Below are 20,506 nucleotides of genomic sequence, written 5' to 3'. Positions count from 1 at the left end.
GCGATCACGGTCCGCTGATCACGTTGCGGTGATCACGTTCCTGCCTCCCGGCCACGGCGACACGCCAAAGCCGTCAATCGCGCCGCGCTCGTCCAGTACGGATTCGTCCTTGCCTGCGGTATCCGTCCAACACGTCCTGGCGGAGCAGGAAACCGAAGCCGGCGGACTCCAGTCGCAGACCCAGCTGGGCCTCATCGATACCCAGGCCTCCCGCCGTGTCCGCCATGTGCCAGTCGTGGGCGGCGAGCCTGCTCAGCAGGTGGCCCCGCCGGACCTGGGTCTCCGACAGGCGAAACGTCTTGAGGTAGGCGACCTTGCCGCTGTCCTCGGTGATGGCCTCGCCGATGTGGTTCTCCTGCTTGGGGCGGAACTCCGGCAGGAAGCGGGAGAGCGTGAAGCCCCCCATCCGGTAGACCGTCTGCCATGCGTACGCGGACTCCAGCAGGCCCGCCGCCATGGTGGTGTCGTGGAAGTGCGTCCAGGCCTGCTCCTGTTCGGCGACTGCCGTGCGCAGGTGGGCCAGGGAGCGGATCTGCGCGTCAGGGATACGGGCCCGGAAGTCCCCCACCGGCGGCATCAGCGTGGCGTAGTGGTGGATCAGTTCACCGTACAGATCCTGCACGAGCGTGGCGTGGAGCGCACGGTAGTCGTCCGGGTGCGGGACCGCGAACGCGGCGGCCAGCGCGTCGGCGACGTAGAGCAGCACGCCGCACTGGCCGGGATGGAGCTCGAAGACGCGCAAGGCGTCGGCGAGCCCGCGTACTTCCCCACCGACGTACGCTTCCTCGACGCGCGGCGAGAGTCCTTGGCGGATCGCGCGCTGTGACCACTCCTCCCAGGCCACGGACGGACCGCCGAAGTGCAGTGCCAGGTAGCCCTCCAACGCCAGGTGCAGGGGGAGGAACCGTAGCCGGTCCTTGGCCTGGCGGCGGGCCATCCGGTGAGGGAAGCGAAGGCCCATCGTGGCGGCGGGGACCGCGTTGCCATCGGCGGACAGATGGGTGCCGTAGGCGGCTGCCGGCGTGCCGTCCTCAGTCCACGAGGCGACGAATCCGTGCGGGACGTAGGACGTGTAGACCTGGCGCGGGCCGAGCTCCACCAGTCCGGCCGCGTCGCCGTAGAGCTGCGTGCCCAGACGCAGGCCGTGGACGGGTTCGTCGCGCACGAGCGGCACCAGTCGTACGGCGTTCCACACCTGGGAAGGGCGAGGGGTCAGCCCGGTCAGGTCCAGTGTGGTCATCGCGCCTGCTCCTGGGGGTGTCCATGCGTCATCCGTGCCGCGCGGGCGTCCATGTACGCAGTCAGTTCGGCCAGGCCGGTGCGGCCTTCCGCGAACTGGGCCAGTTCCACCAGCGCGGGAAGGTCCTCGGCGTCACGGATGCCCGCGGTGGGCACCGTCGGGGACAGTCGGCGCACGTCGAAGTCGGCGGCATCGTAGACGGGATTGAGATGCACGATGCTGGTGCGGCGCTCGGGGTCGAGCCGGGTCCGCCAGATACGCAGCACCTCGGCGGCCAGGCCGGGAGGCGCGTTGTCCCATCCGTCGGAGACGATCAACAGCCTGGTCGGGGAGGTGTCCAGTGCGTCCAGGATGCGTCGTCCCACCGGCGTCGGCCCGTACGGGTAGGTCAGCAGCGCATCGGCACGCCCGGACGTCCACAGCGCGATGTAGTCATCAGCAAGGGCCGCGAGCAGATAGTGGCAGGCCAGGGCCACGGCCAGCGGACGACGACGCTTGTGCGCCGAACCGAAGGCGGAGAAGCTGTCGTCCAGGACGGCGGCGACCTTGCCCCAGCTCCCCCGGTGGGAGCCGGCCACCCGGTCGGCGGCCGATTCCAGAGCGCGGGTCAGCTCGGCACGCCGGCGCCCACGCTCCTCGAGCGACAGCGACAGCACATACGTCGCCAAGCGGGTCAGCGGCATCCCCGCCAGATCCGCCTGCACCCCGGTGATCCCGCGAGCGCGCGCGGACTCCTGCAGGCGCAAAGTCTCCAGGCGCGTCATCCGCGGAGCTATGCGCTCCAGGAAGACGTTCCGGGGAATGCCGTGCTTGGCGGCGAAGCCCTCGGCGACCGTATAGGGCAGCTCATACAGGGCGGCCTGCTCGTAGTGAGCACGGCGCCACGTCTCCAACAGGGGTGTCGCATAGTGCGCGCGGGCCACCGGCGCGAACATGAACGCCCCCAGCTCTTCGGTGACAGGGGTCAGGTGCGCATGGCGGAGGGCTCGCTTGAGGCTGCCGCGGTACTTGACGGCATCGAATGCCAGGTCCTGGCGTGCGGAGAGCCAGTCACGCATGATCGCGCGGGTGCGCCGGTTGTTCACCTTGGCCCGGCGCAGGGCGTCGAACAGTCCGTACACGCGTTGGGGCGGCATCTGCGCAAGACGCGATGCGATCAGGCTGCCCTCGCTGCGGCGCTGGTCGGCCGTGGCCTCACCAGTGGTCTCCAGCAACCCTCGGATAATGAGGACGGCGTTGTAGTCGTTGATGTCGAGCGCGAGGACCCCGGCGTACAGGTCGCGGTAGTTCCCCAGCATGTACGCATGGAGAAAGTCCAGCGACAGCCGCTGCCGGTCCGCGTCGCTGTGGAATTCACGCTGGCCGGTGGAGGTGATCGCCGCGTTGACGAAGAGCAGCACATCATCGGCTGCGACGAGGTCCCCGTACGATTCCGAGTCCATCCGCATCTTTCCCCCAGGAGTGCTGATGCCGGCCGGGGAATGGGAGCACGAGCAGCGAATCATTGCTTTAAAGGCAGGTTCCGGAAGTCGCACTGGAGTCCCGCGGCCGGCCCTCGAACCGTAACAGGGCAGGCCACACGCCCTCCACCGACTTATCCGGCCCCTGACGCGGGGCCGGCCCTCAGAGGTCGACGGGCGGTGTGGAGCACGCTCCCGACCGCAGTGCGGCAAGGCGAACGATTCGCTGTCCCCGGGGCGGTGCGGGCCCCTGCCGGATCGGCAGGAGCCCGCAGCGTGGGCGGCACAGGAAGGCCAACGGCCCTCCGTGAGCGGTGTCCTGACACGGCCCATCTTCCGCCGGTGGGCCGGCCGCCCGGCCTTACTTCAGGTGCCGGACCAGGAACTGGGCCGCGGCGTCCCCAGCGAACTGCGGGACGCCGCTGTGGCCACCCAGATTGGCATGCAGTGTCTTCTCCTTGGAGCCGAAGGCGTCGAACAGGTCCAGGGCGGCCTGCCGGTCGTTGCCTTCGTCGTCCCACTGCAGCAGGACGTGCAGCGGGATGGCGACCTGCCGGGCCTCGTCGAACATGGCGCGCGGCACGAGGCTCCCGGCGAACAGCACGGCGGCCGCGATGCGCGGCTCGACCACCGCCAGCCGGATTCCGATGGAGATGACTCCTCCTGAGTATCCGACCGGACCGTCGATTCCCGGCAGCGACAGGAGGGCGTCCAGGGCGGTCCGCCATTCCGGGACCGACCTCTCGACCAGTGGGAGGACGAGCCGGTCCACGATCTCCTCGTCGACCGGCTCGCCGGCCTGCATGGCCCGGCGCAGGTCCGCGCGGGCCTGATCGAGAGCGGGCCAGCGGGGCCGGTCACCGCTTCCGGGGAGTTCGATGGTGGCCGCGGCGAAGCCGTCCGTCGCCGCGTGCCGGGCCCGGGCCACCAGGCGGGGGTACATCTTGTCCAGTCCCAGCGGGGGGTGGCCGAGCAGGATCAGCGGCGCCGGCGCGGATACGGACGCGGACGTCGGCGTCCACAGGATGCCGGGGATCTCACCGAGGGTGAACGTGCGCTCGAGGACACCGTCGTCGAAGCGCTGTTCGGAAGTGAAGTGCATGGTCGTGCCTTTCGGGAGTGCACGTGACGGCGCTCCCGGACGACCTATCGCCCGGCCGTGACCTCGGAGGAGAGCACCCACGTCGATACTGCGTTCACGGGTACCACCTCCTCGTTCTCTCGCACGGCCTCCGGAAACGTAGCGGAGGCCGCCGCGGTCCACCAACGGTTTTTCGCCCCCGCCGGGCCGGATGTTGCCCGATCAAGCCGACAGTGTCGGACCGGGCCCCCGTCCTTGCCGCCGTGATCATTCAGCGCATGGACGACATCGACATCGCGTCGACGACCGCGACGCCGCCACTGCCGGACTTGTCAACGTGGAGCCGGCCGCACCGGCTTCCCCCAACGCGACGCTCCTCCGAGCCCCGCCACCCGCGCCGCCACAATCGCCTCCCCACGGCTGCCCGCCCCCAGTTTGCTCAGCACCGCCGAGACGTAGTTGCGTACGGTCTTGTCCGAGAGCGACAGCTCTCTGGCGATTCGCCGGTTGTCGTAGCCGTGCGCGACGAGGCGCAGGACATCGTGCTCGCGGGCCGTCAACCCGGACAGGGTGCATCGTCCCGGTACGTCGGCCGCCGCCGCGAGCAGCGTCGGCAGTACGTCGCCGACGCCGGGACTGAGTACCACCCCGCCGCCCCGCACGAGCCTGATGGCGTCGAGGATCAGGGCCGGCTCCGAGTCCTTGAGCAGGAATCCCCGGGCTCCGGCCGACAGGGCCGCCAGCGCGAGCTCGCTCTCCTCGCTGCGGGCCGAACCGGTCGCCACCACCCCGACCTCGGGGAAGCGGCGTACCAGGGACCGGACGGCGGCCAGTCCCGATCCCCTCGGGCCGTCGAGGTCCAGGAGCATCACGTCGGGGTCCGCGTCCCCGACCCGCTCCAGACAGGCGTCGGCGTCCGCGGCCTCGCCCACCAAGCGGACCGCGCCGTCCGACAGCACCGCGCCCAGACCGATCCTGATCAGCGGGTTTCCCTCGACGAGAAACACACGGAGTGGCTCGGTCGGCGTCGGCGTCACTGGTTGTCCCCTTAGCTTCGGGCGCTGTCGTGACCTAGCATGATCGCGATGCGCTATCGCGCGACTAGCGCGGGCAGCGGCGGGCGCCGGCTGGTGCCGCAGGGGGAGGACCGTTGGAGTTCCGGCTGCTCGGACCGGAGGAAGTACGGTGCGGGGAGCAGGTCGTGCCGATATCGGCGGCCAAGCACCGAGCCGTACTGAGCATGCTCCTCCTGCAGTCCGACCGGGTCGTCTCGACCGAGGACCTGATCGACGGGCTGTGGGGGACCAACCCTCCCAAGACCGCAAGGACCACCCTGCACAACTACATCCGCCGGCTGCGCGGTGTCCTGCGGGACCGGGGAGCGGACATCCTGCACACCAGGCCCGGCGGCTACTCGCTGGCTCTGGGGTCACACCGGCTCGACGTCCACGACTTCGAGGAACTGGTGCGGCAGGCCGACGGCGCGCAAGCGGCGGGCAACCTGGACGCCGCCTCCGGCCTGCTGCGCCGGGCCCTGCGGCTCTGGCGCGGCAGAGCACTGGAGGGGACTGCCTCCCGCTATCTCGCGGAAGTCGAAGCACCCCGCCTCGACGAGGCACGGCGCTCCGCGTTCGAGGAACTGATGGACATGGACCTCCGACTGGGACGTCACACCGCCCTGTTGGGCGACCTGCGGCGAGAGCTCGAACGTGAGCCGCTCAGGGAGCGGCTGCGAGCGCAGTACATGCTGGCGCTCTACCGCGCCAACCGACGCGCCGACGCCCTCGATGTCTACCGGGAAGGACGCCGCGTCCTGATCCAGGAACTCGGTCTGGAACCTGGGCCGGAGCTGCGGGAGATGGAACAGGCCGTCCTCACGGACAGCCCCGGCCTCAGGCCGCCCGCGGTGACCGTCTCCGATGCCAGTACGGCGGAGGAGCGCGCCGACCCCCCTCCCGTCCCACGCCAACTCCCCGCCCAGCCGTCGCACTTCACCGGGCGGCACGACCACCTGCGGGTGCTGGACGAGTGGGCCGACGGCCAAGGCGCCGGCACGCCGATGGTCATCACGGCGATCGACGGACGCGGCGGCGTGGGCAAGACCGCGCTGGCGATACGGTGGGGGCACGCGGCCAAGGCCAGGTTCCCGGACGGTCAGCTCTACATCGACCTGCGGGGATACTCGACCTGTCGGCCGGTCACGCCCCTTGAGGCCCTCACGGCCTTCCTCCACGCCCTGGGCGTCCCCTGCGACAGCATCCCGGGGCGGCTCGACCGCGCGGTGGGCCTCTATCGCACCCTAGTGGCGGGCAAGCGCATCCTCATCGTGCTCGACAACGCGCGAAGCGTGGACCAGGTGCGTTCGCTGCTGCCCGGGACGCCCGGCTCGAACGTCGTGGTGACCAGCCGGGACACGTTGGCGGGCCTCGTCGTCCGGGACAACGCCCGCCACCTCACCGTCGGCGTTCTCTCCCCCGCCGAGGCCGAGAAGATGCTCGTGCGGATCATGGGGACGGCGCTCGTCGAAGCCGAGCCGGAGGCGACCGCGGAGCTGGCCCGGCTCTGCGGACACCTGCCCCTGGCGCTGGGGGTCGCCGCCGTCAACGTACTCGAAACCGGCGGGGACCGCCCCGTGGCCCGTTACGTCGCACGGCTGCGGGACCAGGATCACCGGCTGTGCGTGCTCAGCATGCCCGAGGACGAGTCCAGCGATCTGCAGGCGGTCTTCGCCCTCTCCTACCTGTCCCTGGCGCCCGACGCGCGCAGACTCTTCAGGCGTCTGAGCCTGGTGCCAGGACCCACGACCACCACCGGGGGTGCGTCGGCCCTGCTCGGCCTGGAGCGCGCGCGGACCGCGCAGTTGCTCAAGCGACTGGTCGCCGCGCATCTGGTCGGCCAGCAGGACTACGACGTGTTCCACCTCCACGGCCTGCTCCGCCTCTACGCCGAGGAGCGTATGGCCGAGGAGGAGACCGCCGAGGAGCGGGCCGCCGCGCTGCGGCGCCTCTACGGCTACTACCTCGCCGGCGTGCACACAGGAGCCAGGCTGCTCTACCCGGAGAAGATCCGCGCGTTCCCGCCCCAGCACGTAGCGAACGACGCCCTTGTCGTACGTGAACAAACCGCCGCCCGGGAGTGGTTCCAGCGGGAGCACGCCAACCTCGTCCTCGCCGTACAGCAGGCAGTGGGACTGGGTCTGCCCTCCGCCGCGTGGGAGCTGTGCGACGGCCTGCGCGGCTACTTCTGGCTGGTCCGCACCGCTCCGGACTGGATCGCGGTCTCACAAGCGGCGCAGGAGGCGGCGCGGGCAGCCGACGAGGTGCTCGGCAGCGCCTCGGCCTGGTTGAGCCTCGGCGACGCCCAGCGCGGCCTGGGCCGGTACGAGAACGCGGCCGGGTACTACGGCGCGGCACTGCGGGACGCGGAGTCCGCCGGGTGGATGGAGGGAAAGGCCCAGGCACTCATCAATCTGGGGCTGGTCGACGTTCTGACGGGTGGTCTGCGGGACGCCGTGGAGCGCCACAAGGAGGCGCTGAGGATCCTGCCGGACGGGCCCCAGTGCATCATGCTCCGGCTGAGCGCGGAAACCAACATGGGTCTGCTCCATCAGGAACTCGGTGAACTCGGGGTGGCGGAGCGGCACGTCCGCACCACCGTCGAGTTGAGCCGGCGCATCGACTCGCGCGGCGCCTGGGGCGTCTCCCAAAGGAATCTGGGGCAGGTCCTCAGCCTGCTGGGGCGCTCGGACGAGGCACTCGACCGCCTCACCGACGCCCTGGCCGTCCATCGGGAGATCGGCGACCGGGGCGGCGAGGCTGAGACCCTGCGGGCGCTGGCCGACTGGCACCTGGACCAGGACGACCTCGCGGCGGCCCTCGACCTCGCGGCGGCCGCCGCCTCCCTGGCCGACGACATCGGCGGGACCCGGCTGTCCTCGGCGGCCCTCCAGAGCCTGGCCCGCGTTCACGCGCGCCGCGGGGATCCAGCCGAGGCCGAGAGGGCCTACGACCGGGCCCAGGCACAGGCCGAACTGGCCGCGGCCAGGCACACGCAGGCGACGATCCTGCTCGGGCGGGCCGAGGTCCGCCTCCTGAGTGGCCGCCTCGCCGACGCCGAAACCCACGCCCAGTCCGCCCTGACCCGGGCCCGAACCGAGGGCTACCGCATCATCGAAGGCCAGGCCCTGACCATCCTCGGCCGCACAGACCTCGCACGGGGACGCGCCGACGAGGCGGCCGGGCTCGCGGCCCAGGCAGCCGCCGTGCTCGCTCAGACCGGCCACCGGCGCGGCCTGGCCGACGCGCACGACCTGCTGTCCCGTGCGCGCCGGTAGGCGTGACCCGCCAGGTGGCCCGGACGGTCCTGCGGACGGTCTCCAGCACCCGGATCACCAGCCTGATCCGGCCGACGGCCCCCAGCCCCGAGCAACCGCACCCGGGACACCCAGGACCGCCTCCGGGACCTCCAGAACCAGGCCCGTCACGTCGCCGCTCCGACGGCTCCCGACTTCTGCACCCGGGACACCAGTCCCGCCGCCAGCAGCAGGTCGAGGCACCCGCGGACCGTCCTGCGGGCGGCTTCCTCCTCCAGCGGGCCCTGCACCGTACGGCGGTACCCCTCGGCCAGCGACGTCAACGACTCGCCCTCGCACAGGGCATAGACGGTCCAGGTGTGCGCGTCGAGCCAGTGGAAGCGCGCCTGGTCCGGCTGCAGTACCAGGAGCTGCCGCAGCGTGAGCAGTTCCTCGGCCAGAACGGGCTCGTTGCGCGCGAAGGCGCCCTCCAGGGGCGGCAGTTCACCGGACGGCTCGGCGGGGACCGGCTGGGGCACCTGGACCAGCGAGCGCACCCCTGGCTCGCAGTGCTCGACGGCGTCGAGCAGCCAGTGGACGAACCGGCGGCCCTCCGGCGTCACCTGCCCGTGGTCGGCGCACAGGGCCTGCTCCGCGAGGTAGGTCATACGTTCCAGGACGGTGCCATGGCTGCCGGCGGCGGCAGCCGGGCTCCCCGGTGTCGGCCGGTCGATGACGTCGTCGGCGGACGGGGGCCCGTACTGGGCGACGAGTTCAGGAGACGCGTCGCGGGCCGCGGACTGGAAGACCATCATGTGCGCGTAGAAGTGCAGCGCCACCAGCACCCTGATGAACGTCCACGAGGTCTGCCGCCAGGGGATGGGCACCTTGGCCTCGCCGTCCTCCACCAGCGAGCACGAGCGCAGCACGTCGAACAGCTTCAGGTGAGCGGCCTCGTGCAGCAGCGTCTCGGCCGTCGTCCAGGGGTCGCGGAGCCGACCAGGGGACATCAACATCGCGGACGGCAACGGGTCACCGCCCGACAGCGACTGCAACGGGCCGTCGGGCGATTCCCCGTCGCTGAACCCGACCAGCGACACATGCCGCAGCACGCTGGGACCGATCTGCGGGAGGAGCGCCGTGAGCAGACCAGCGCCTTGCCGCAGGGCCTCGACCATCTCCGGCGTCGCGTCGAACGGCTCGTTGTGCTCATCCGGCTCGAAGCTGTTGCGGCACAGCTCCAGGAGCCGGTCGGCGATGGCCTGTCGCGGGGCGGGGGGCCGCAGCCCGGTCCATACCCAGCTCGGCCCGATCTGTGGCCAGGGGCGGGCCCGGGTCGCCATGAGGCTTTCGCACAGGCCGGAGCCGTCGGCGGGCAGCGGCCACGCCCCGTGCGCGAGGCGGCCGCCGAGGGAACTGGCGGTGAAGACCCCGTTCTCCATGCAGGCCGTGTCATCCTCGAAGGCGTTGCGCAGAACGGGGTCCGCCATGGCTGGCAGCAACCGCTCGTCGGGCTGCAGCGTGAGCGCGTTCAGGACGTCGGCGTGCCGATCGTCGCGAGCAGCCAGGAGCGACAGTCCCAGGCGGTACCGGGCGAGATTCCTGGCTTCGATGGCGGTGGAGTCTCCGAAGAGGGTGTCCCGCGCGAGTATGTCCTCCGCCACGTGAGGGGAGACCATGGCCACGATGGTGCCTTCCTGTTCCGTTCCTATGGTGCGGTTACGCCGTGGTCCGGCACGCGGTACGGCGGTGAAGCGCGGTGTGCGCTCCCACGACAGGTGTGGTGCCTCACCGCCGTACCGCTCAGTGCGACAGGGTCAGACCGCGGTGGCGAGCGTCATCGGCACGAGCTGCTCGGCGCTCGCGTACGTCGGCATCGCCCCGTACGCCGGGACCCAGGCGCGCTCGGCCGCCGAGTCGGTCATCACCCGCGGTGCCTCGTCCTCGCCGAGGGCCGGGATGGGAAACAGGGGCAGTCGGATGGCCTGTGCTGACATGGTGGACTCCTCTTCTCCGCGGCGGTCGTCCTCCGCGGCGTTTCCTGCGCTGGGCGCCCAGTGGTTCTGGACTCGCAGCATCGTCGGACGCGGTGTGTCCCGGTCACCAGGGGTGGCGGTCCTGATGCTGTCCCGGGACAACGGCGGGGAAGAGGGCGCGACGGCACACGTCTGAGGGCCTCCGCCGGGTGGCGAAGGCCCTCGATGTGCGATCACACCGTGCCGGCGACTGTCCGGGATGACCGGAGCGCTGGACGGTGGAGAGGCCGACTCAGGCGGCGAGCAGGGAGTCGTCGCCCGGCCGGGCTCCGGGCAGGTTGTGGCGGGCGGCGATGAGGGCGGCGTCGATGTCCCGGGTGCCGGTCGCGATGCACAAGCTGTAGGCAACATCATTCATCCGCTGGCGCGCAGCCTCCGTACCGTCCTCCGCATGCAGGGCATGCAGCGTCAGGTACTGCTCGACCAGGTTGTTCAGGACCACCGGATGCGCCATCAGCATGAGACATCTCCCTCGTCACGGCTCTCGCAGCTCTACACGCATCGCCTTGTGCCCAAGATCGCAGCCCTCATTCACGCCCTGCGAACACATGCCCTGGCGGCGACGCCCCGAGCGGGGCGGTGTTCCTGCGACCGACGTATACGGGCCGCGCCGGTCCGTTCCGTTCCGGTCCAGTCCGGGCCGTTCCGTCCTGTCGGCCAGGCGGTTCATCAGAGACCGACTGCTGCCATCGCCTGTCAAGGGTTCGCGATCGGGTGGGGGTGATGTCGGCCGGCCAGTTGGTCGCCGAGAGGGCTGCGGCAGTACAGGACTTGCCGTCCGTCGCGAGCCCGGGTCAGAAGGCCCGTGGCGTGCAGCACACGCAGGTGCTGGGACACGGCACTCGGGGTGACCCGGAAGCGGCGAGCGATCTCGACCGTGGGCAGTGGCTCATCGAGGAGGGCGAGCAGTCTCGCCCTGGTGGCGCCGAGCAGCGCCACCAGGGCAGTTGCGTCAGGGGCGGGCGCCGGGGTCCACAGCGTCGCCACTCCACGGCTTGGATAGGACAGCACCGGCGGTTCCTCCGGACTGACCGGGGGTGCGGGCTTGTGGGCAAAGACCGAGGGCAGGAGCAGCAGGCCCCGGCCGGACGCCGCGACGCGGTACTTGCTGATCATTTTTTCGATGTGCAGGACACCGTCCTGCCAGTGCAGGTTCGGGTGCATGTCCGCGAACAGCAGGCGGGCGCCTCCCACGGCCAGTTGCCGTGCACGGTAGGTCATGTCGGCTTCCAGCAGCAGTCGCATCTGCGGCCACATCGGCTCGATGGCGATCTCCCAGTACTGCCGCAGGAGTTCGCAGAGGGCGTCGCGGAGCGCGATGACAGGCCCGTCGTCGGCGGCGGTGGCGTCGCGCAGGGCTTCGGGAAGCGGATCCGGGGCGTGCGTGGCCAGCAGATCGCGGCGCACGGTCCGGGGGGAGGTCCGGCGGACGACGGCGAGTTCTTCCTCGAAGGCCGGGGCGAAGCTGGTGGGCCGGGGGGTCAGGAAGTCAGGGAGGGTGCGCCTGGCCGCGACCAGGGACATCAGCAGGCCGGTGTCGAGGGCTCCGAGTCGGCCGAGGACGGATCTGCGCCACGGGAGGTGCAGCGCGTACAGGCCCGGATCCCGCAGCACCCGTAGGCTGACCACGGTTTCGTGCAGGGGCGAGACGGCGAACCGGGTGTCCGCGAGATCCTCGACGTCGAGCACAAAGCTGATCATTAAGGCATACGCTACATCGATTGGCAACGGCACGCAGCTGTCGTGGACTTCAGCGCATGACATCCACACCTCCCGCAACTCCCGGGCAGCGCACGGCGATCGTTACAGGCGCGGCACGCGGCATCGGCGCCGCGGTGGCCAGACGGCTGGCGCACGACGGCCTGGCGGTCGGCGTGATCGACTTGGACGAGGCGGACTGCGCCGGCACCGTCGAAGCCATCACCAGCAGCGGCGGATCAGCGACGGCTGTCACCGCCGATGTCTGCGACGAGACCGCAGTGACGGCCGCCGTCGCCCGGATCAGCGCCGTCCTGGGGCCGCCGACGGTACTGGTCAACAACGCCGGCATCGGTCCGCGCGCCGAGCTCGTCGAGATGAGCACGCAGCAGTGGGACACCGTCACCGCTGTCAATCTGCGCGGCCCGTTCCTTCTCGCCCGCAGCGTCTGCCCGCACATGATCGCGGCTGGGTGGGGGCGGATCGTGAACATGTCCAGCATCTCCGCAGTCGGTGATGCCGCCCGCGTCGACTACGCCAGCGCGAAGGCCGGTCTGATCGGCTTCACCAAGTCACTGGCCCTCCAGCTCGGGCGGCACGGCATCACCGCCAACGCCATCGCCCCGGGCTTCGTCGTGAGCGACATGACCAGGGCATCCGCCCGGCGGCTCGGCCGCGACTTCGAGGAGTTCCGGCGCAGCGCGGCGCAGTCCATCCCGGTGGGACGAGTCGGCGAACCGGAGGACATCGCCCACACGGCGTCCTTCCTGGTGAGCCGCGAGGCCGGATTCGTCTCCGGCCAGGTCATCTACGTCGCCGGCGGACCGGTGGACTGATGATGAACCGTCGGACGACCCTGGTCCTCGCCATGACGTGTGCGGTGGCCGTGGGGAACATCTACTTCCCCCAGGCGATCATCCCGCTGATTGCCGAAGGGCTGCATGCTTCACCCGACGCAGCCTCCCTGGCCGTGACCGCCACGCAGGTCGGCTACACGGCCGGAATGTTCCTGCTGGTGCCTCTCGGCGATCGGCTCCCCCACCGCTCGCTCCTCGTCACACTGCTCGCCGTGACGAGCCTGGGCCTGCTCGCCGCAGGCTGCGCAACCGACCTGCCGCTCCTCGTCGTCGCCAGCTCCCTCATCGGCCTCACCACCGTGGCCGCCCAGGTCGTCGGCCCGCTGGCAGCCGGACTGGTGGCCGCCGACCGCCGCGGAGCGGTGATCGGCACCCTGCTGAGCGGCTCGATCGGCGGCATGCTGCTCACCCGGGCCTTCAGCGGTTCGCTGGGCGAATGGCTGGGATGGCGAGTTCCCTACCTGACGGCCGCCGCCCTGACCCTGCTCCTCGCCTGCATCCTGGCCCGCACCGTGCCCGTCACAACCCCGCCCTCACACCAGCCGTATCCAGCGCTCCTGGCCGAGCCACTGCGCCTGCTGCGCACCGAGCCGGACCTGCGCCGCTCCTGCTTCTACCAGGCTATGGTCTTCGCCGGATTCTCGGCCGTCTGGACGTGCCTGGCGCTCCTCCTCAACGGTCCGGTCTACGGCATGGGCGCCCAGGCCGTAGGACTGCTCGCCCTGGTCGGCGGCGCGACCATGCTCTGCACCCCGCTCGCCGGACGCCTGGTGGACCGCCACGGCCCGGACCCGGTGAACCTCGTCTCCATGCTCGCGGTCCTCGTCTCGGCCGCGGTCCTGGCTGCCGGCGCCTGCGGCGGCGTACCCGGGCTGACCGCCCTGGTCGTCGGAACGCTGCTGCTCGACATCGCGATGCAGTCCGGCATGGTCGCCAACCAGGCCCGGGTCTACGCCCTGCGGCCCGACGCCCGCGGCAGGCTCAACACCGCCTACATGACCTGTGCCTACCTCGGCGGCAGCGCGGGTTCCTGGCTCGGAGTACGCGTCTACAGCCAGGCCGGGTGGCCCGGCGTGTGCGCGCTCGTGGCGCTGCTCGCTGCACTGGCCCTGGGCCGCCACCTCGTGGCGCTGACCATGTCTTCGTCACCCTCGCGGAGTAAATCCGCGAACTCACCCTCGCCCGGGGTGACGTCCGAGACCACGACGTCCGAGCTCACGAGGTCCGAGCTCACGACGTCCGAGCTCACGACCACGCCCACGCCGTCGCAGAACAGGAAGGCCTGACACCGCCTGCCCTTCAGTCCCTCTCCCCCATCGCCGCCGCAGCGCGCACGACCCCCGCCGGTGTCGTCCCGCCGCCTCCGCCGCTGTCCAGCTCCCCCGGAGCCGTGACCACGGGCCGCTGTGCGCCCTCCTGCTGGGGGTTGTTCTCGCCCTGCGGGCTGCGGGCCCAGTACCGTCGCCGCCATGGCGGGCGTCGTTTCGACGCGAGATTGGGAGTCGCACGCTCGCACGAATAGGTGATGTTCACGAGAACGGGAGTCAGCTGCCGCGGGACTTTCCCCGGGCGTATCCGTCACTGCCCGGTCCGGTTGGTGAGGGGCTGTTGAGAGGCGGTCGGTGGCGCGAATAGTGCCTGGACGGTTTCGGCCGCCGTTTCGCGCAGCCAGGTGTGGGCACGGTCGTTGTCGTAGCGCTGGTGCCACAGCAGGTACAGGGGGACCTCGGGCAACTGGAGTGGCAGCGACAGCGTGACCAGGCCGAGCTTGTCCCGGGCCGCGCGGGTGACCGCGTCCGGAAGGGTGACGACCAGGTCGGTGTCGAGGGCGAGTTGCAGCGCGAAGGCGGCGGTGGGCCCGCCGGCGGCGACGCGTCGTTCGAGGCCGCGTGTGGTCAGGGCCTCGTCGATCGGGTCGCACAGGCTGCCGCGTCGCGAAACGGTGAGGTGTTCAGCGGCTGCGTATCGCTCGGGGCTCAGAGGGCCTTCGGTGAGCGGGTGGCCCGGTCGGACGGCGATGACGAGCCGGTCCCTGCCGACGAGTCGGTGGCGGATGTCGGGGAGCACCGGAGTGCCGGAGCTCGATTCGAGGTCGACCTCACCCCGGCGCAGCTCGGTGTCGTCCGTTGCGGGTTCGGCGGACAGGCGCAGTCGGACGCCGGGGGCCTGGCGGTGGACGGCGGTGATCAGGTCTGTGCCGCAGGCTGCGGTGAGCGCGTCGTGCCAGCGCACGGTGAACACCCGCTCGAGTGCCGCCAGGTCGAGTTCCTGCTGCGCGGAAAGAAGTTGGTGGGCCTGCTGCACGAGGGTGTGGACCTGGCCGCGCATGGCCAGCGCCCGGGTGGTGGGGACCATGCTGCGGCCGGTGCGGACCAGGATCTGGTCACCGGTGGCCTTGCGGATGCGGCCCAGGGAACGGCTCATCGCCGGTGCGGTGACGTGGAGGCGGGCTGCCGCGCCGGCCACACTTCCCTCTTCGAGCAGGGCATCCAGGGCCGTGAGCAAGTTCAGATCCAGTTGCATGGCAGTAACTCTACAAGTGACAAGCATGCACTTGTTGTTAATGACCGGCGGGCCTACCTTCGAAGTGCGGGGGCGAGACAACCGCCCCGCTTCTACCGATTCCCCAGGGAGCCCACCATGAGCACAGCCATGCCTTTCAACGCCGACGCGACGCTCCTGTCCGACGTGACCGCCGCGGTGAAGGCCGCCGGTGTCACGCTGCGCGACCGCTACACCTCCCACGCCCGGGGCGTGAGTCTGGACGAGGTCGTCGGCGAGATCCACGCCAACGACGACGCGGTACTCGACGTGCTGCGCGAACCCCTGCTGCGGGCCCGGCAAGGGTCGCAGTGGGCCGAGGACGAGCTGGCCGGCGGTGCGCTCCCGCCCGGCGAGTGGTGGGTCGTCGACCCCGCCGAGGGCAACATCAACCACGTCCACGGCCTGGAGGACTGGGCCGTCACCGCCACCCTGGTCAGCGACAACCGGCCGGTACTCACTGTCGTGCACCTGCCGCTGACCGGCGACACCTACACCGCGGTCGCCGGCGGCGGTGCCCGACTCAACGACCGGCCCCTGAAGGTGTCCGCCAAGACCGACCTGGGCGCCGCCCTCATCGGCACCGGTCAGGCCAAGCCCGGCGAGGACGAGCGCACCTTCCGGCGGATCGGTGACTCCGTCACCGCCATGCTCATCAATGGCCTGGTCGTACGCGTGTCCGTTCCTGCCACGATGCAGCTCATCCACGTCGCCGCCGGACGCATGGACGCGTTCTGGCAGTTCTCCGACGTCCGCTCCGGCCTGGTCGCCGGCGCTCTGCTGGTCTCCGAGGCCGGAGGCACCGTCACCGACCTGGCGGGCGAACCCTGGAATACCGGCAGCCGCGACTTCCTGGCCGCCGCCCCCGGCATCCACGCCGCCGCCCTCAAGGTCCTCTCGCCGATCGCCTGACCGGACGCCTCCGCTCTTCCCCACCCCCATACCCCCATACCCCCATACCCCCATACCGCAAGGAGCATCACCGCATGACCACCATCGGCATCCTGGGCGCCGGCCGCGTCGGCACCAACCTCGCCGGCAAGCTCTCCGCAGCCGGACACCACGTCACCATCGGTGTCCGGAGCCCCGAAGACACCGCCGCCCGCACCATCGGGCTCGTCCCGCGGATCGCCTTCGCCGACCACCGCACCACCGCCCGCACCGCGGACATCGTGATCAACGCGACGCCCGGCGACAGCTCCCTGGAGCGCCTCACCGACCTGCGCACCGAGCTCGCCGGAAAGGTCCTCATCGATGTCTCCAACGCAACCCGCGACGCCGCTGACGGCCTGCCCGGAGACCTGTGCTATCCCGGCAGCAGCCTCGCCGAGAAGCTCCAAGCCGCGCTCCCCGACACCTCTGTGGTCAAGACCCTCAACACCATGCTTTTTATGGTCATGACCGCTCCCGAAACCCTGGCCACCCCACCGACCGCCTATCTCTCGAGCGACGACGAACACGCGAAGAGGACCGTCACCAGTCTGCTCGGAGACCTGGGCTGGCAGCCCGAATGGATCGAGGACCTCGGCGAGATCACCACAGCCCGCGCCACCGAGGCCATGATCCTGGCCGTGCCCCACATCCTGCGCCGACACGGCTTCAAGCCCTTCGCAGTCTCCCTCGCCCGCTGACCCACCAACACCGGGTTCAGACCAAAACCAGGTAGCGGGCTCGGGCGAGGCAGCTGGGTGCCGGCAGGGACAACGCCCGCTGAGCTGCAAGTGACGCCCGAACTCATCGACATTGATCATGCGTACTACACGGGAGGCGGCTCCCGAAGTCGTCGACAAACGACTCCCATTCCCGTGTACAGAGCCATGCGCGTCGTTGTAGGTCCCCAGCCACGCCGAGCAGGGCTGAGGAGCAGCACGACTTGGGCTACCTGCGGCAGGCGACGGTGATGATCTCCCGGCTGTTGGCGTCGATCGTCCGGGGACGACGCGTTCCACTCCTCCCAGGCCGGCGCCCGGGGATGGCGTGTCTCGAAAACAAAGTGACCGCCCCGACGCAATGCCCCATGGATCGCGGCGAGCGAAGCACGCACTGCCTCAAGGTCGGCACTGCTCCGACCTGGACGACGCGGCCCGCACCACTACGTACACGGACTCACTGGGGCACACCTCCAGCCACCGTTACAACGGCGAGGGCATGGTCGTCGAGGAGACCGATCAGCTGGGCCACATCACTCGCACGCAGTGGGACGAGTACGGCGACAAGCCCCTCACCGTCACCGACCCCCTCGGCCGCACCACGCGCTACACCTACGACGAGCACGGCAACCTCACCGAACTCACCCTGCCCGACGGCTCGGTGGCCCGCGCCGCCTACAACCGGCTCGGCCAGCCCGTCGAGGTGGTCGAACCGGGCGGGGCCACCTGGCGGCACACCTACGACGAACTCGGCAACCTCCTCACCACCACCGACCCGCTCGGTGCCCGCACCAGCCATGCGTACAACGAACTGGGTCACCTCACCTCGATCACCGACGCTCTCGGCGGAGTGCGCCGGGTCACCCCGAACGCGGCGGGCATCCCCGTCGCACTCACCGACGAGCTCGGGCACACCACCGTGAGCCGTGATGCCTTCGGCCGCATCACCGAGGTCACCGACCCCCTCGGCCACACCACGCGCACCACTTGGACCGTCGAAGGCAAACCCGCCGGGCGCGAGCACCCGGACGGCACCACCGAGTCGTGGACCTGGGATGACGAGGGCAACCCGCTCACCCACACCGACCAGGCCGGCCACACCGTCCGCCACAGCGCCGGCCACTTCGACGTGCCCGCCACCCGCACCGACCCCGACGGCGCCACCTACGCCTTCACCTACGACACCGAACTCCGCCTGACCCAGGTCACCAACCCCCACGCCCTGACGTGGACGTACACCTACGACGCAGCGGGCCGCCTCACCTCCGAGACCGACTCCAACGGCCGTACCCTCACCTACACCCACAACGCGGCTGGTGAGCTGACCGCGCGCACCAACGGCGCGGGCGAGACCCTCCGCTACACCCGCGACCCGCTCGGCCGGATCACCGAACAGCGCGATAACACTGGCGAGTCGGCCACCTTCGCATACAACGCGCACGGTGACCTGGTCCGTGCTGTCAACTCGGCCGCCGAGGTGACGTTGGAGAGGGAAGCGCTGGGACGCGTCCTGTCGGAGTCGGTCAGCGGTCGGACCACGACGTACGCCTACGACCTACTGGGGCCGCCGCACCCGTCGCACCACCCCGTCCGGCCTGGTCTCACACTGGTCTTACGATCTGGCGGGCCGCCCCACCGCACTGCGCTCCGACGCGGGCACCCTGACCTTCGCGTACGACGCGGCGGGCCGCGAGACCGAACGCCACCTCGCGGACGCGGTGACCCTGACCCAGACCTGGAACCCGACAGGGCGCCTCGCCACCCAGTCCGCGACCAGCCAGTCCCCGAACGACCGGTCCGGCCCTGCGACCCGCCTGCTCCAGCACCGCGCCTACACCTACCGCCCCGGCGGCTACCTCACCGAGATCCGAGAGCTCACCTCCGGAACCAGGAAGTACGACCTCGAGCCGGGGGGCCGCGTTACCGGCGTCCGCGCCCACGGCTGGACCGAGACCTACACCTACGACACGACGGGCAACCTCACCCACGCCACCGCACCCGCACACCAGGTTCCGGGAGACCGCGAGTTCGACGGCACCCTCATACGCCGGGCCGGCCACACCACCTACGAACACGACGCCCAAGGCCGCCTCGTCCGTAAATCCCGCAGACTCCTCAGCGGGCAGACCCGCGTCTGGACGTACATCTGGAACGCCGAGGACCGCCTGGTCACGGCCAGCACTCCGGACGGCGAGACCTGGCATTACACCTACGACCCGCTGGGCCGCCGAACCGCCAAGTGCAGGACTGCGTCCGACGGCACTCGGTCCTCCCACACCGCCTTCAGCTGGGAGGACACGCGCCTGGCTGAACAGACCGCCCCGGACGGGAGGGTCACCACCTGGGACCATGCTCCGGGCACTCACCGCCCCCTCGCCCAGACCGGACACCGCCCGCTGCCGCGCAAGGCCGGCGGCTCCCTGTTGTCGGAACTGGCGGCCGACCCTACGGCCGACCGCACCACCGCCTTCCACGCGGTCATCACCGACCCGGTCGGAACCCCCACGGAACTCGTCGCAGCGAACGGCGAGCTGTCCTGGCACCACCGCCCCGCCCTGTGGGGCACCCCCTTCCCCACCGGCCTGGACGGCACAGCCGTCGCCTGCCCCCTCCGCTTCCCCGGCCAGTACGCCGACCCCGAAACCGGCCTCTACTACAACCACTTCCGCTACTACGACCCCGAGACCGCCCGCTATCTGAGCCCGGACTCGCTCGGCCTGGACCCCGCGCCCAACCACCACGCCTACGTGGTGAACGCGCTCGAATGGGCGGACCCCATGGGTCTCGCTCCGTGCAATATCAATTTCAATAACAGGACCGAGGCATTCAATGCCGCGAAGAACCGCGCCGGCGTTCCGCGGAGTCAGCGGCCGACGCGCCAATGGACGGTCGGCGGGGATCCGACCCAGCAGTACCGGGTCAGTAACTACGTGTATGACACCAATCCGGGGTCGCATGGAATCTACTATCAGTACGAAACCCCTCAGGGGACACGTGTGGTTGTGAACCACACGAACGACCCGAACGCCCCCAACCCGCACTTTCACGCGGGGCAGCCGAAGGAAGGCAGCTTCGACGTCGACATGCGTGGTCAGCGCTACCAGCAGGTCGGGGACAAACACCACTACTACTATCCCGAGGGTTAGCGTGCCCAGCGAAGAACTGCGAAAGAAGCTCCTCCTCAAGAAGGAGAAGAGCGCCGCCGAGCTGCTGACTGAGCGGCTGACCGGCTTGCGGGTGCTTGGGTACGCAAGCGAAACGGATGTTCCGGCGTGGGTCGCGGACTCTCTGAGGGAGTACCGGCGTATGGACTCCGTCCCGGACAGCCGCATCGGCGACGGTTGCGACAGAAATCAGTGGGCCACCTGGTGCGAGGGGATCCTTCTCTCAGTGGAGATAGGGGACAGGTTCTACTGCCGGACCGGGCTGGTGCACTTCCCATGGGTCGATTGCCAAGTAACGGACAGGAGTTGGATCGGGTCGATCCGGGACACCCTCGGCGGCGACCTCTGCTTCGTCTCCCACGACGGGCGCTCCCTCGTCGTGGTCTTCGAGGAAGAATACGAGTACATCGCCTTCGGTCGCCAAGTCGCCGCCTGAACCCCCCGACAGCGCTTTCTGCGCTCGTCCACCGTGCTCACGAGTGGGCCGCA

General features: G+C 70.2%; 16 protein-coding genes and 2 pseudogenes. 8 read left to right on the top strand and 10 right to left on the bottom strand.

From position 1 onward, the window contains the following. Positions 1–73: 73 nt before the first annotated feature. From AB0G17_RS27485 to AB0G17_RS27470, 4 genes are all read right to left on the bottom strand, one after another. Complete coding sequence (locus AB0G17_RS27485; protein ID WP_361388308.1) at positions 74–1,240, bottom strand: hypothetical protein; 1,167 nt, start codon at positions 1,238–1,240, stop codon at positions 74–76. Continuing rightward, positions 1,237–2,688 (bottom strand): hypothetical protein, encoded by a 1,452-nt coding sequence (locus AB0G17_RS27480; RefSeq protein ID WP_361388305.1) that lies wholly within the window; start codon positions 2,686–2,688, stop codon positions 1,237–1,239. Before AB0G17_RS27480 ends, AB0G17_RS27485 begins: the two co-directional genes overlap by 4 nt. A gap of 373 nt (positions 2,689–3,061) precedes the next feature. Further along, complete coding sequence (locus AB0G17_RS27475) at positions 3,062–3,802, bottom strand: alpha/beta hydrolase (protein WP_361388302.1); 741 nt, start codon at positions 3,800–3,802, stop codon at positions 3,062–3,064. Between the two features lie 311 nt (positions 3,803–4,113). Then, positions 4,114–4,818 (bottom strand): response regulator transcription factor, encoded by a 705-nt coding sequence (locus AB0G17_RS27470; protein ID WP_361388299.1) that lies wholly within the window; start codon positions 4,816–4,818, stop codon positions 4,114–4,116. Between the two features lie 164 nt (positions 4,819–4,982). Between AB0G17_RS27470 and AB0G17_RS27465 the strand changes: the two genes are divergently transcribed. After that, complete coding sequence (locus AB0G17_RS27465; protein WP_361388296.1) at positions 4,983–8,114, top strand: BTAD domain-containing putative transcriptional regulator; 3,132 nt, start codon at positions 4,983–4,985, stop codon at positions 8,112–8,114. Between the two features lie 146 nt (positions 8,115–8,260). Here the strand turns inward: AB0G17_RS27465 and AB0G17_RS27460 are convergent, their stop codons facing one another. The 4 genes from AB0G17_RS27460 to AB0G17_RS27445 all read right to left on the bottom strand — a co-directional run bounded on the left by AB0G17_RS27460 (position 8,261) and on the right by AB0G17_RS27445 (position 11,809). Continuing rightward, the gene (locus tag AB0G17_RS27460) at positions 8,261–9,751 is read right to left on the bottom strand and encodes an HEXXH motif-containing putative peptide modification protein (protein ID WP_361388293.1); all 1,491 of its coding nucleotides are present in this window, start codon (positions 9,749–9,751) and stop codon (positions 8,261–8,263) included. A 138-nt stretch (positions 9,752–9,889) separates the two neighbouring features. Continuing rightward, the gene (locus tag AB0G17_RS27455; protein WP_361388290.1) at positions 9,890–10,069 is read right to left on the bottom strand and encodes a hypothetical protein; all 180 of its coding nucleotides are present in this window, start codon (positions 10,067–10,069) and stop codon (positions 9,890–9,892) included. Positions 10,070–10,340: 271 nt separating this feature from the next. Further along, positions 10,341–10,568, bottom strand: a complete 228-nt coding sequence (locus AB0G17_RS27450; RefSeq protein ID WP_361388287.1) for a DUF5133 domain-containing protein — start codon at positions 10,566–10,568, stop codon at positions 10,341–10,343. Positions 10,569–10,804: 236 nt separating this feature from the next. After that, positions 10,805–11,809, bottom strand: a complete 1,005-nt coding sequence (locus tag AB0G17_RS27445; RefSeq protein WP_361388284.1) for a helix-turn-helix domain-containing protein — start codon at positions 11,807–11,809, stop codon at positions 10,805–10,807. A 56-nt stretch (positions 11,810–11,865) separates the two neighbouring features. Here AB0G17_RS27445 and AB0G17_RS27440 point away from each other — a divergent pair, with 56 nt between their 5' ends. Then, positions 11,866–12,642 (top strand): SDR family NAD(P)-dependent oxidoreductase, encoded by a 777-nt coding sequence (locus AB0G17_RS27440; protein WP_361388281.1) that lies wholly within the window; start codon positions 11,866–11,868, stop codon positions 12,640–12,642. Between the two features lie 2 nt (positions 12,643–12,644). Beyond that, positions 12,645–13,949: an MFS transporter gene (locus AB0G17_RS27435; protein WP_361388278.1), complete on the top strand. Its 1,305-nt coding sequence runs from the start codon at positions 12,645–12,647 to the stop codon at positions 13,947–13,949. Positions 13,950–14,241: 292 nt separating this feature from the next. Here AB0G17_RS27435 and AB0G17_RS27430 read toward each other — a convergent pair whose 3' ends face one another. Next, on the bottom strand, positions 14,242–15,186 hold the full coding sequence (locus AB0G17_RS27430; protein WP_361388275.1) for a LysR family transcriptional regulator: 945 nt from the start codon (positions 15,184–15,186) through the stop codon (positions 14,242–14,244). A gap of 117 nt (positions 15,187–15,303) precedes the next feature. Here AB0G17_RS27430 and AB0G17_RS27425 point away from each other — a divergent pair, with 117 nt between their 5' ends. Continuing rightward, positions 15,304–16,116, top strand: a complete 813-nt coding sequence (locus AB0G17_RS27425) for an inositol monophosphatase family protein (protein ID WP_361388272.1) — start codon at positions 15,304–15,306, stop codon at positions 16,114–16,116. Positions 16,117–16,190: 74 nt separating this feature from the next. Then, positions 16,191–16,835, top strand: a complete 645-nt coding sequence (locus AB0G17_RS27420) for an NAD(P)-binding domain-containing protein (protein WP_361388269.1) — start codon at positions 16,191–16,193, stop codon at positions 16,833–16,835. A gap of 311 nt (positions 16,836–17,146) precedes the next feature. Here AB0G17_RS27420 and AB0G17_RS27415 read toward each other — a convergent pair. Continuing rightward, positions 17,147–17,251: pseudogene (locus AB0G17_RS27415) on the bottom strand (SAM-dependent methyltransferase); the annotation flags it as partial. 26 nt (positions 17,252–17,277) lie between these two features. Here AB0G17_RS27415 and AB0G17_RS27410 point away from each other — a divergent pair. From AB0G17_RS27410 to AB0G17_RS27400, 3 genes and pseudogenes are all read left to right on the top strand, one after another. Next, positions 17,278–19,642, top strand: a pseudogene (locus AB0G17_RS27410) (RHS repeat-associated core domain-containing protein); the annotation flags it as partial. After that, positions 19,631–19,999 carry an HNH/endonuclease VII fold putative polymorphic toxin gene (locus AB0G17_RS27405; protein ID WP_361388432.1) on the top strand — a complete coding sequence of 123 codons (369 nt, stop codon included), beginning with the start codon at positions 19,631–19,633 and terminating at the stop codon, positions 19,997–19,999. The pseudogene AB0G17_RS27410 and the gene AB0G17_RS27405, both read left to right, overlap by 12 nt. A 1-nt stretch (position 20,000) precedes the next feature. Beyond that, entirely contained in the window at positions 20,001–20,453 is a 453-nt protein-coding gene (locus AB0G17_RS27400) for a hypothetical protein (RefSeq protein ID WP_361388266.1), read from the top strand. Positions 20,454–20,506 lie beyond the last annotated feature (53 nt).

This window comes from Streptomyces sp. NPDC023838 (assembly GCF_040639555.1).
GTDB lineage: Bacteria > Actinomycetota > Actinomycetes > Streptomycetales > Streptomycetaceae > Streptomyces.
Note: the sequence above shows the minus strand (reverse complement) of the source record. Positions and strands in the feature narration are given on the sequence as shown.